Source organism: uncultured Dialister sp., assembly GCF_900538805.1.
Taxonomy (GTDB): Bacteria; Bacillota; Negativicutes; order Veillonellales; family Dialisteraceae; genus Dialister.
The window spans coordinates 1-11,993 of sequence record NZ_UPZP01000010.1 but is presented as its reverse complement, the minus strand read 5'-3'; the positions used below and the strand labels follow the sequence as shown (position 1 = coordinate 11,993).

At 53.3% G+C, this 11,993-nt stretch carries 9 protein-coding genes; 1 reads left to right on the top strand and 8 read right to left on the bottom strand.

Going from position 1 to position 11,993, the window contains the following annotated elements; all coding sequences use genetic code 11:
* Positions 1-4: 4 nt before the first annotated feature.
* From QZQ29_RS02025 to QZQ29_RS01990, 8 genes are all read right to left on the bottom strand, one after another.
* Positions 5-1,318 carry a divergent polysaccharide deacetylase family protein gene (locus QZQ29_RS02025; protein WP_296958972.1) on the bottom strand — a complete coding sequence of 438 codons (1,314 nt, stop codon included), beginning with the start codon at positions 1,316-1,318 and terminating at the stop codon, positions 5-7.
* A gap of 893 nt (positions 1,319-2,211) precedes the next feature.
* Positions 2,212-3,156, bottom strand: a complete 945-nt coding sequence (locus QZQ29_RS02020) for a D-2-hydroxyacid dehydrogenase (RefSeq protein WP_296958970.1) — start codon at positions 3,154-3,156, stop codon at positions 2,212-2,214.
* A gap of 507 nt (positions 3,157-3,663) precedes the next feature.
* Positions 3,664-4,317 (bottom strand): coenzyme F420-0:L-glutamate ligase, encoded by a 654-nt coding sequence (locus QZQ29_RS02015; protein ID WP_296958968.1) that lies wholly within the window; start codon positions 4,315-4,317, stop codon positions 3,664-3,666.
* Positions 4,317-4,871, bottom strand: coding sequence for a hypothetical protein (locus tag QZQ29_RS02010; RefSeq protein WP_296958967.1), 555 nt, complete (start codon positions 4,869-4,871; stop codon positions 4,317-4,319). The genes QZQ29_RS02015 and QZQ29_RS02010 overlap by 1 nt, the downstream gene beginning before the upstream one ends.
* A gap of 7 nt (positions 4,872-4,878) precedes the next feature.
* Positions 4,879-5,652: an aspartate/glutamate racemase family protein gene (locus tag QZQ29_RS02005; RefSeq protein WP_296958965.1), complete on the bottom strand. Its 774-nt coding sequence runs from the start codon at positions 5,650-5,652 to the stop codon at positions 4,879-4,881.
* Positions 5,652-6,068: a thioesterase family protein gene (locus tag QZQ29_RS02000; RefSeq protein ID WP_296958963.1), complete on the bottom strand. Its 417-nt coding sequence runs from the start codon at positions 6,066-6,068 to the stop codon at positions 5,652-5,654. Before QZQ29_RS02000 ends, QZQ29_RS02005 begins: the two co-directional genes overlap by 1 nt.
* A 383-nt stretch (positions 6,069-6,451) precedes the next feature.
* Positions 6,452-6,748 (bottom strand): hypothetical protein, encoded by a 297-nt coding sequence (locus QZQ29_RS01995; protein ID WP_296958961.1) that lies wholly within the window; start codon positions 6,746-6,748, stop codon positions 6,452-6,454.
* An 8-nt stretch (positions 6,749-6,756) separates the two neighbouring features.
* Positions 6,757-7,680 (bottom strand): LysR family transcriptional regulator, encoded by a 924-nt coding sequence (locus tag QZQ29_RS01990; protein ID WP_296958959.1) that lies wholly within the window; start codon positions 7,678-7,680, stop codon positions 6,757-6,759.
* Positions 7,681-8,097: 417 nt separating this feature from the next.
* On the opposite strand from QZQ29_RS01990, the gene nifJ reads away from it, so the two are divergent.
* Positions 8,098-11,625, top strand: a complete 3,528-nt coding sequence (gene nifJ / locus QZQ29_RS01985; protein WP_296959009.1) for a pyruvate:ferredoxin (flavodoxin) oxidoreductase — start codon at positions 8,098-8,100, stop codon at positions 11,623-11,625.
* Positions 11,626-11,993: the final 368 nt, after the last annotated feature.

Below are 11,993 nucleotides of genomic sequence, written 5' to 3'. Positions count from 1 at the left end.
CTCCTTATTTCGCAAGGGAAGAAACGTAAACGAACTGGATACCCTCTTTTTCAAGCTGCGGCACCATCTGGCGGAAAGCCTCCGCTGTCTTGGGTCGGCAGTGGCCGATAATGACGTAGGTACCATATTTCTGTGCCCGCTTGGCGGCTTCCCGAATCATAGCGGAAATGGCGGCCACGTCGGCTTCATTATCCACAAAAAGATCATTCCTCACGTAGGGCACGCCGTAGGAGGCGGCTGCTGCGTCGGCGGCGGTGGTGGAATTGGTGCGGCTGTCGAAGAAGAAGAGGCGGCGGTGGTGAAGTTCATTCATCACCACGTCCATGGTGTGCCGATCCGTAGTGGCCTTGGAGCCCTGGTGGTTATTGATACCCACCGCTTCGGGCACCTGGGAGAGGGAGCTCTTCAGGAGGCTCCGGATTTCCTCATCACCCATGGAAGTGAGGATGACCTTGGATTCCATGCCGATACCGGAAACCGATTCCATGGGCTGGTGAAGAATCACAGGAAGTCCATGGGCGTGCCAGGAGAGAGCGGCGTCCCTGGTGTGAACCTGGTTCGGCATAACCGCCAGGGTAAGGGGAATGCCCAGGGATTCATAGACATGCTGGGATTCCAGGTCCCGCCCTGCATCGTCAATGACGACGGCCAGCTTTCCCTTCACCGCAGCGGGAACATTGGGCTTAGGTGCGGCGGCCGGTGCGGCTTTTGCAGGAGCGGCACTCTGCTTGGCAGGAGCTTTTGTATTTCCTGCATCCTTCTTCACGGAAGGAGCCGCTTTGGAAGAAGCGGAGGAAATAGAGGCGGATGAGGCAGATGAAGCGGAAGCAGCAGAAGCAGAAGGAGCAGCTGCTTTTCCCTCATGGGAAGGAGCGGCGGCTGTCTTTTCACCGCTTTCCCCTTTTCCTGTGATTTTCGACACAATGGCGGGCAGGCTGAAGGAAGATGTCTTTTCTTCCTTTGCACCGGCTGCGGGAGCAGAAGAGGTTTTTGAAGTGCTCTTTTCCTTAGCCGGCTCTTCATCGTCTGCCTTCACCTGTACCGTCACCACCTTGTCCATGGCGGCCTTGATTTTTTCCTTCACGCTTTCCGGCGTGCCCTGGTCCTCCTTCGGCACCAGGCCCTGCATTTCCTTGTCGTTAAACAGGTGGCCGATAGTGGTCACGTTCTGGGCCACCTCCGAATCGGGAGCATTGGTCATGCGGTCCGTCATGTAGGCGGATCCCATAATAAGAGCAATAAAGAAAAGAAGCACTAGAAATGGATGTCCCCCTTTCTTTGCTGCTCTCGTTCTCCGTACCCGTTTTTTCCCTGCCATAGTTATCTCCTCATCATGAAATCCTGGTTATCGAATTTATTTTCTACATTATAGCATATCAGGGAAAAGGTTCAGAGGGTTGTGGTATCGCTGCTTCGCAGCGATAAGTATGAAGACAGCGTTACGGAATTTACATTTGTGACACCGGTGGTACATGCCGATGAGCCATAGCCTCCTTCCTTCGGAAGGAGGTGTCGCCGTAGGCGACGGAGGATAGGGGCGTCAAGTCCACCAAGGAATTTTCGGACCTATCCTCAGGGCTCCGCCCAGCTCCTTCCTGGGGAAGGAGCCTGCGTTATGAAATTTGCCTTTGTGTCACCATTGACACATGACGAAGTGCAAAAGCCCCCTTCCTTAGGAAGGGGGTGGCCCCTAAAGGGGAAACGACTCACTACATTTTGCGCGTCGCTAGCGCTCCTCCAAAATGTGTTCGCTGTGCACGCCGAAGGCGACGGAGGATAGGGGCGTCAGTTCTTTTCTTGCATTTTTCGGACCTATATTGCCCTATCGGGCAGGGGCTGTGAAAAAATGATTGAGTCTCTATCAGATAGTTAGGCAACCTGGCGGCAGACGCCTTATCGTTATTTTGCAAGGAACAAATTGACACAAACACTCACCCCGCTTCATTGTCATTTCGACCGTAGCGGAGCGAAGTGGAGAAATCTCACTCCAAAATGAGACAAGCCACACTGTGACGGGAGATCTCTCGACTCAGAGTCTCAATAGAGCCAAATACCTTTGCCCTCATATCGACATGCAGCTCCGCTCGAGATGACAATTCGGAGAACAGCTTACTGTTATTTTTGGCAATTTTCTGCATCTATAAACGAAGCGGAAAAGGGGCTGTGAAGAAATGATTAAACATTTTTTCACAGCCCCTTTTCAAATGGCTGTCAATATCCTTTTTTCTTATCCACTTCGTTCAGCAGTTTTTCACCACGGCTGAAGGCGATGAAGTTGGTTTCCAGGAGGTAGGTAAGTTTGTTCCAGAAGTCCGGTACCATGGAGGCAATGTGGGGTGTCATGATGACATTTTCCATATCCCAGAAGGGGTGGTCTTCGGGGAGCGGTTCTTTGGAGAATACGTCCATGCAGGCACCGGCGATTTCTCCTTCCTCCAGGGCCTTTACCAGGGACGGTTCATCCACCACGGAGGCCCGGGCAATGTTGATGAAGAGGGCCGTTTTCTTCATGGCTTTGAATTTTTCTTCGTCGAAAAATTTATCCGTTTCCGGTGTGGCCGGCAGGGCTGCGATGATGATATCCGCTTTTGGCAGGACGTCCATGATTTCTTCCTGGGTGTATACATGGTCCGCAAACATTTCATGGGACAGGTGTTTCTTCACGGCCAGAATGTGGGTTTCAAAGACTTTGGCCCGCTGGGCAATGGCTCTGCCAATGCTGCCGAAGCCTACGATGAGGATGGTCTTGCCGAAGAGGGATTCCCCGTGGGGCCTTGACCATTTGTGGGCTGACTGGCTGCGGACGGCTTCGGGAATGCGGCGGAACCAGGAGAGAAGAAGGGCCATGGTGTGTTCCGATACCGCCCGGTCGTGAACGCCGTGGGAGTTGGTGAGGATAATGGGTCTTTCCATCATGCTGGGGGTAAGGAGTTTTTCCACGCCGTCGGAGAGGGAATGAACCCAGCGTACATGGGGCGCCGCCTGAAGAAGGGGCTCCACATCCTGGAATCCCCAAAGAGCAATGGCGTCGGCGTCTGCCACATGGGGCAGAGCTTCCTTCGGCGATTTGTAGGCCTCCACCACGGAACCGGGCACCGCCTTTTTCAATGCATTGATTTTTTCATCGGATAACTTGTTAATCACAACCAGTTTCATGGGAATCAACCTCTTTCATTGAAATCATGCCAATCCTGTTTTCTATATTATAGCATGAGTGGTGCTCTGGTGAACTAGTGAGCTAGTGGGCTGGTGGGCTGGTGGAACAGTGAGACAGTGAGACAGTGAGACAGTGAGACAGTGAGACAGTGGGACAGTGGGACAGTGAGACAGTGGGACAGTGGGACAGTGGCCCGCTGCGCGGGCCGGGTTCATAGGGTTCAGAGGGTGGCGGTATCGCCCTATCGGGCGATGATTATAAATGCCGCCTGCGGCGGCAGGCGCTGCGTACTTTCCTTCCCTTTGGACCTGTCCCTCTGAGCCGCCGGCAAAAATGACGGTGTCCGGCAGGAAGGATTCTGCTTGGAAGCGATGGTGAGAATGCTGCGGGCTGGATGCAAAGGCAGTCAGTCAGCGGGCAGCGAACAACGGATAGCGGATAGCAGATAGCGGTAAGCGGTCAGTCGAAACCGTCCCACGCAAAAAGCAGGGCGTGGGCCCTGCTTTTTATTTTCCTTCCATCACATCAGTGAAGTTCTTGATGATGACGATTGGTGTTTTCTGGTTGTCGTTGCCGAAGGGGTTGTCGATGAGGATTTTGGCAATCTGCTTCGGGTCCAGGCCCTGGCTCTTGCCGAGGACGGCGGCTCTCTTCAGGTCGTTCACGTCGGCAATGACAGCGCCGTAGGCACCGGTGGCTTTTTTAATCTTTTCACATACGTTGTCCGTGTCGGCGGGACCGTAAACCAGGCATTTATCGAAGGGCGGCATGGTACCGGTGACGTCGTCGATGAGGGAAGCCTGGCGGCAGCGGGCGTAGAACACGCCGTTTTTGCCGAAGATTTTGGCTACGGCGCCCAGGGCGAAGGAGAAGAGCATATTCCATTTGCCCTCTTCGTCCATAGCTGCCTGCATACCGTAAATGCTGGCCATGGAGCCGGCGGAGGGGACGAATCGGTTCATGAGTCTTGCCTGCCAGCATACGTTCAGTTCTTCCGGGCGGACGTAGCGGTTCTGGGTGATGGCTACCACCGACTCAGCGGAGCAGACGATGTCGTGGTCCGTAATCCGGTCGCCTGCGTATTCCAGGATGGCATCCACAATGTTGTCATGATGGGTGAGAATTCTGGTATGGATAGGAACGAGTTCAAGTTCTGCCATTATTTTCTCACCTCCGTTGTGTATTCATAGAGAGCATTCTGCAGCTCTTCTCTGGTAATAACGATTCTTGTCTTGGCGTAGTAGTAGTCGCTTCTTGCTACCACCTGGTAGATAATGTCCATGCCGAATTCCGGGAATGTTTCCAGGTCCTGGAGGATGCTCTGGCCTTTGCCGTCAATGTCCAGGGTGATAAGGAATTTCTTTTCCTTACCGGGGTCCAGGATGAAGGCCTGCCAGTAGTCGTCGGGCCTTGGTACATCAAAGTCGGTGAGGTGGCCCGTCACCTTTGCCTTGTCGTACTGTTCAAAGGGGATGTAAATGCGGACGAAGGCGTCCATAATGGTGCCCAGCTGCTTCCCCACATTTTTGATGGGGATAGTGAAGGACAGTTTCACATGGTGCATGTCCATGGACTCCACATGGAGGGGCGTCCGTTTCGATTTCAGCATACGGAGGACGCAGTCTCCCTTAATCACGGCCACCGCCCAGTAGGCAATGAAACCGAGGCAGATGATAAGGATAATCACTGCCACAATTTTAAGCAATAACAACATTCTTTACTCACTCTCCTACAAGATTTGTTTTTTCCACAGCTGCCGGGCCGAAAAGCCGTTTCACCAGAGGCGCCGCATGGGTAAGGCCGTCGGTGAAATAGAATTCATTCCTGCCTCCCCCTTCCGAGAGCCCATCCTCCTTCCGAAGGATGTCCATGCCCGCTTCCACCGTAGGCAGAGCCGGGTCGATGAAGGGAACGTCCGGAAAGACTTTCTTAAAGGCGCCAGGGGCCAGGGGATAATGGGTGCAGGCCCAGTAGCCGGCATCTATACCTAATGCATGATACTCCTTTGCCGCCTTCTGCACAAGGGCGGAAATGAAATTTTCATCTTTTCCCTGCTCTATAGCCGCCGCCACGCCGTCACAGGGTACCTCCACCCATTCCACATGGGGAAATTTCTTTTCCACATATTTCTTATGGGCATGGGTTTTGATGGAAGCAGGCGTAGCAAAGATGCCTGCCTTTTTCGTGCCCTCCGGCAGGGTGATATCAAGGCTCATCTTCACCACCGGCACCGTCCCTTCCGTAAAGGAAGGGTACACATTAAAGGAAATGGTGTTGCAGGCAATAAGTATCATCTTCACATTCTTTTTGAGAAGGAAATCCTTGATTTCCTCTGCAAAGCGGGCAATTTCATCCCGGCTTCTTTCGCCGTAGGGGTTTCTGGCGCTGTCGCCCAGAAAGACCATGCTTTCTTTGGGGTATCTTTCATGAAGCACCCGGGCCACGGTGAGGCCCCCTACGCCGGAATCCATGATGCCAATCGGTCTGTTGTCCATTATTCTCTATCCCCTTTGGATAAATCAATGAGGGCCGCCAGCTTTTCCTTCGGCAGCCGCACAATCCGGCCTGTTTTCATGTCCGTATAGGTATTCACCGTGCGGCCGGTGGTAAGCAGGGCGCCGGACTTTTCGGAAACCACTTCGTATTCAAAGACCAGCCTTGCCCGGTCTACCTTGCGAAGGTAGGTTTTAATGAGGAGCACTTCGTCATACCGGGCACTCTGGTGGTACTTGACTTCCACTTCCACAATGGGAAATACGATGCCTTCGTCCATGAGCTCCGTGAGGTCCAGTTTCCCCTCCCGCAGGTATTCCACCCGGGCTTCTTCAAAGTAGCGCAGGTAGTTGGCATGGTGCACCACCTGCATGCCGTCGGTTTCGTAAAATTTGACTCTTCTTTTATATGTGAACATAGGAACCTCCATAACTTCTGTATTTTTTAATTATACCACAGAACGATTCTCCCGATGATGCCATGGAAAAGGGATGTAAATGGTTAAAAGTATCTGATGTATAAGAGGTACATGAAGACGCTGGACCCCAAGATTTTCTGCCTCAATGCAGCCTGTAACATTGCGGTAGGAGATTTCTCGACTCCTCTTCACTAGCTCCATGAACTACCGGCATCATTTCGCCGCTGTCCTCCGCTCGAAATGACAATGGAGCTGGAAAGCGCTGATGCCATTTTGCTTTGCTCGGAATAACGCGACGGGCAGCTTACCATCATGCCGGAAAAATCTATAGGGGGCATATAAAAAACTGTGAAGGAATCGTCTCTATTCCTTCACAGCTTTTTCTATTTCCCATAGGTGTCCCATTCCATTTCCATGAGCCGCCAGTTCTGGCTGGCGGAATGCTTCTGGAGCTGGAGGATGTCCTTTTGCTGTTCTTTATTTTCGGACAGGGCGGTTTCCGCTTCCCAGCGGATGTCGTTCAGCTGGTCATCGTACCTTGAGGATTCGATGTTCATCATCCTTTCCTGCAGATCCGTAATGAGGAACTGCTGGTACACCACCATGGCCAGAAGGGCGGCCATGATGAGGTAGAGGGGCCGGTTTCGCTGCCAGTCCAGTTTTTCTTTCCACTGTTTCAAGGCAGTTCCTATTTCCTCATCTCATCGTCTAACTTCTTATTGTCATTCAGCATGGTGAGGTGGTCCTTGGTGAATTCGATCCACAGGCGGGCGGCTCTGGAGAGGAAGCGTCCCTTCTTCCAGATGGCGTAGAGGTGGTGGGTCATTCTCGGTTCCGTCATCACCCTGGTCACCACCCGGCTGTCTTCGCTGTTGGCGGGGCAGAGGCGGGAAGGCAGGATAGCGACGCCCAGGCCGCTGGCCACGGTCTGCAGCATCAGTTCCCGCTGGCTTGTTTCAAAAACCACCTTCGGCGTGAAGCCGATTTTCTTGCAGTTGGCCAGGATATCGTCATGCAGGTTGAAATCGTCCCGGTAGAGCACCAGGGGATAGTCTGCCAGCAGTTTCATGGGCACTTCCCTGTTTTCCTCCAGCGGATAGCCCTTGGGCATGACCACGCACATTTCATCTTCCGACAGGAAGAAGGATTCGAAGTCCTTGTTCGGAATGGTGCAGATAATGCCTACGTCGATGATACCTTCCTGCACGGAGGATTCGATGACCTTGGAGCCGTGTTCATAAAGTTTGATGGCAATCTGGGGGTAGGTGCGCTTGAATTCGCCCAGAAGCTTGGCAAATACGTGGGCGTCCGTAATGGGCGGAAGGCCGATTTCGATGGTGTCCTGCTTCAGGTTGAATTCGTTTTCAAAATCCGATTTCAGATGTTCGAAAACGAAAAGGCAGCGTTTGGCGTAGTTGTAGAAAATGGTGCCGGGTGCCGTGATTTCTACGGTTTTGGCGTTGCGGATGAAAAGGGTGACGCCCAGCTCATCTTCCAGGGATTTAATCATGCGGCTGATGGCGGACTGGGAAATATGGAGGTTTCTGGCAGCCTTGCTGAAGCTCTTCTGCTGTGCTACTTCCATGAAATACTTCAAATGACGATAATCCATTCTTCTTTCCTCCTGTCGATTTTCTATTTTGACAGAAAGGCGGTTTCTGTCATGAATTCATGGGAAGCGCCGATTCATCCACAGGGGCAAAGCAGTGCTTCTCTTGTGTAAAAAATGACTTTATTCTATAATAATGATGTGTCTAACAGGACGCAGCCTGAGGTACAGTGTTTCATGATTTGTATAGAATGAAGTCCGGACATCTATGCATATTTATCATAGAACTATTGTACATAATTTCCAGGCATCTTGCAAGAGAAAGAGATGAAAAAGGGACTTCCCCTTCCGGATTTTCTACCGCCCGTGCTTTGGTGCAGGGAGCATTCCCTCTCCCCTTTCCTGCAGGTATTTTCAAAGAAAAACAGGGGACTGTTTTTCAGAAAAGGAGTTGTTGATTCTGTGAGAAAAGTAAAAACAATGGATGGAAATACAGCTGCTGCGTATATTTCCTACGCATTCACTGAAGTAGCTGCCATTTATCCGATTACCCCTTCCTCTCCCATGGCGGAATCGGTGGATGAATGGTCCGCCCACGGAAAGAAGAACATTTTCGGCGACACGGTTCACGTTGTGGAAATGCAGGCCGAAGGCGGCGCTGCCGGCGCTTTTCACGGCTCCCTCCAGGGCGGTGCCCTGACCACCACCTATACCGCATCCCAGGGGATGCTCCTCATGATTCCAAATATGTATAAAGTGGCAGGCGAACTGCTGCCGGGCGTATTCCACATCGCTGCCCGCGCACTGGCCAACCATGCCCTCTCCATTTTCGGCGACCACCAGGACGTCATGAGCGCCCGTGCCACCGGCTGCGCCATGCTGGCAGAAGCAAACGCCCAGGAAATCATGGACCTGGCCGGCATTGCCCATCTGGCTGCCATCAAAGGCCGGATTCCTTTCATCAACTTCTTCGACGGCTTCCGTACCAGCCATGAAATCCAGAAGGTGGAAGTTTTGGGCTATGATGAACTGGCTCCCTTAATCGACCAGAAGGCTCTCGCTGAATTCCGTGCCCGTGCCCTCAGCCCGGACCATCCGGTGATTCGCGGCACCGCTGAAAACCCGGATGTCTATTTCCAGCACTGCGAAGCAGCCAACCCCTTCTACAATGCCCTGCCTGAAATCGTCCAGGACTACATGGACAAAATCAGCAAAATCACCGGCAGAAGCTACCACCTCTTCGACTACTACGGCGCTCCCGATGCAGACCGTATGGTCATTGCCATCGGCTCCGTCACCGATATCTGCAAAGATGTCACCGATGCCCTGAACGCCCATGGCGAAAAGGTAGGCGTCCTGAACGTTCATCTCTACCGCCCGTTCTCTGTGAAACACTTCCTCTCCCAGATTCCGGAAACCGTGAAGAAAATTGCAGTCCTTGACCGCACCCGCGAACCCGGCGCCATCGGCGAACCGCTCTACCTGGATGTGGTTTCCGCCATCGCTTCCTCCGGCCGCTCCATCAAAGTATGCGGCGGACGCTACGGCCTTGGCTCCAAGGACGTAATTCCGGAAGATATTATGGCAGTCTATGAACACCTGAAGGAAGAAAATCCGCGCCATAATTTCACCCTTTCCATCAACGACGACGTCACCGGCCTCTCCCTTGCACCCGTTCCGGTTCCGGAAATGCCGAGCAAACTGGTTTCCTGCAAATTCTGGGGCTTCGGCAGTGACGGCACCGTAGGCGCCAACAAGAGCGCCATCAAAATCATCGGCGACCACACAAACCTCTATGCCCAGGGCTACTTTGCCTATGACTCCAAGAAATCCGGCGGTGTCACCATTTCCCACCTCCGCTTCGGCGAAGACCCCATCCGGAAGCCCTACCTCATCCGGAAGGCCGACTACATTGCCTGCCACCGTCCGTCCTACATTTATAAATACGACCTCCTTAGGGGCTTCAAACCCGGCGGCATTTTCCTTCTGAACTCCCCCTGGAGAAAGGAAGACCTGGACCGGGTACTGCCGGCTGCCATGAAACGGAAGCTCGCTGCCCTTCATGCGAAGTTCTACATCATCGATGCCTTTGAAATTGCAAAGAAAATCGGTCTGGGCGGCCGTATCAACATGATCATGCAGGCTGCCTTCTTCCACCTCACCCACATCATTCCCGATGAAGATGCGGTGAAGTACCTGAAGGATTCCAATGAAAAATCCTACGGCCGTAAGGGCCAGAACGTGGTGGACATGAACAATGCCGCCGTGGACGCAGGCATGACCGGCATGGAAGAAGTGGAAGTTCCGGCAGAATGGGAACACGCCACCACCGGCGGCTCCATTGCCAGAGTAGCCCGTCCTGATTTCGTCAAAGACGTATGCGACGTCATGAACCGCCAGGAAGGGGACGACCTCCCTGTTTCCACCTGGAAAGGCCTGGAAGACGGCACATTCCCCTCTGGCACATCCAAGTACGAACGTCCCGCTGCTGCCATCAACATTCCTGAATGGATTCCTGAAAACTGTATCGAATGCAACCAGTGCTCCGTGGTATGCCCCCATGCCACCATCCGTCCGGTCCTGGTAACGGAAGAAGAAGCGGAAAAAGCACCGGAAGGATTCATTGTGAAAGAATTCAGGGGCCCCGTGAAAGGCCTGAAATTCCGCATCGTCATCGATCCGGAAGACTGCTACGGCTGCGGCATCTGCGCCAACACCTGCCCGGCTCCCAAGAAGGCTCTCGTCATGAAGCCTGCTGAAACCCAGCTGCCGAAACAGGAACTCTGGGACTACGCCATGAAGCTTCCTGCCCGCAAGAACCCGCTGGGCAAGGGCAACCTCAGAAGCGCCCAGTTTGAACCGACCTACTTTGAATTCTCCGGCGCCTGCGCAGGCTGTGGCGAAACACCGTATATCAATATGGTGACCCGCCTCTTCGGCGACCGCATGATGATTGCCAATGCCACCGGCTGCTCCTCCATTTACGGAGCCAGCTCCCCCTCCATGCCTTACACAAAGAATGCCAGAGGCCAGGGACCGGCATGGGCCAACTCCCTCTTTGAAGACAACGCGGAATACGGTCTGGGCATGCACCTGGGCGAAGCCAAACTTCGCGACCGTCTCACCGGCAAACTGAAGGAAGCACTCCCCGCTGCCGATGATACCGTAAAGACTGCCATCGAAGAATGGCTGGACAAGAAGGATATCGGAAACGGCACCAGAGACAGGGCAGACAAACTGGAAGCCGCCCTCACTGCAGAAGTTTCCGCTCATCCGGAATACAAGGAACTTTTGGACCTCAAAGACCACTTCGTGAAGAAATCCCAGTGGATCTTCGGCGGCGACGGCTGGGCCTATGATATCGGCTTCGGCGGCCTTGACCAGGTTCTTGCCTCCGGCGAAGACGTGAACGTCCTCGTACTGGATACAGAAGTGTACTCCAATACCGGCGGACAGTCCAGTAAATCCACCCCCGCCGCTGCCATTGCCAAATTCGCAGCCTCCGGCAAGAAGACAAAGAAGAAAGACCTTGGCATGATTGCCGTTTCCTACGGCTACATCTATGTAGCACAGATCGCCCTGGGCGCCGACATGAACCAGGCATTCAAAGCCATCAGCGAAGCAGAAGCCTATCCGGGACCGTCCCTCATCATCGCCTACGCTCCCTGCATCAATCACGGTCTGAAAGCAGGCATGGGCAAGTCCTCTGAAGAAGAAAAGAGAGCCGTGGAATGCGGCTACTGGTGCAACTGGCGCTACAACCCCACCCTTTTGGAACAGGGTAAGAACCCCTTCCATCTGGACAGCAGGGAACCGAAAGGAAACTTCCGGGAATACCTCATGGGCGAAGTCCGCTTTGCATCCCTTGCCAAACTCTTCCCCGACAAGGCAGAAGAACTCTTCGAAAAGACAGAAAGAGACGCCAAACAGCGCCGCGAAAACTACGTCCGTATCCAGAAATCCTACGATATGGAAATCGAAGCAAGAAAAGCAGCTGAAAATAAATAATCAGCAGACTGAAAAAGCCATGGCCATGGGCCATGGCTTTTTCTGATGGGTTCAAAGGGTTCAGAAGGTTCAAAAGGTTCAAAAGGTTCAGAGGGTTCAGAGGGGTGGTGGCGGCTTCGCCGCAGGTTATGGCCGCCTACGGCGGCGGGTTGTGTAGAAAGGTTGTGTTCGCTTCGCTCAAGGAAAAGGAGAGAATTTAAAGTCCGGACCTATCCTCAGGGCTTCGCCCAGCTCCATTCCGGCCGGGCAAACAAAAGGAAAGCGATTCTAAATTTCTTGTTTCCCCTTGAGGGGGAACGCCTCGAAGAGGCAAAGGGTGTACGAGGTTAAGAATGATGATGCTGCTCCATTGTTATCCTACGCAGGGC

Excerpts from the sequence above, each read along its gene's own strand:
- nifJ (WP_296959009.1), top strand. The coding sequence starts at position 8,098 with ATGGATGGAAATACAGCTGCTGCGTATATTTCCTACGCATTCACTGAA.
- QZQ29_RS02025 (WP_296958972.1), bottom strand. The coding sequence starts at position 1,318 with ATGGCAGGGAAAAAACGGGTACGGAGAACGAGAGCAGCAAAGAAAGGG.
- QZQ29_RS02020 (WP_296958970.1), bottom strand. The coding sequence starts at position 3,156 with ATGAAACTGGTTGTGATTAACAAGTTATCCGATGAAAAAATCAATGCA.
- QZQ29_RS01990 (WP_296958959.1), bottom strand. The coding sequence starts at position 7,680 with ATGGATTATCGTCATTTGAAGTATTTCATGGAAGTAGCACAGCAGAAG.
- QZQ29_RS02015 (WP_296958968.1), bottom strand. The coding sequence starts at position 4,317 with ATGGCAGAACTTGAACTCGTTCCTATCCATACCAGAATTCTCACCCAT.
- QZQ29_RS02010 (WP_296958967.1), bottom strand. The coding sequence starts at position 4,871 with ATGTTGTTATTGCTTAAAATTGTGGCAGTGATTATCCTTATCATCTGC.
- QZQ29_RS02005 (WP_296958965.1), bottom strand. The coding sequence starts at position 5,652 with ATGGACAACAGACCGATTGGCATCATGGATTCCGGCGTAGGGGGCCTC.
- QZQ29_RS02000 (WP_296958963.1), bottom strand. The coding sequence starts at position 6,068 with ATGTTCACATATAAAAGAAGAGTCAAATTTTACGAAACCGACGGCATG.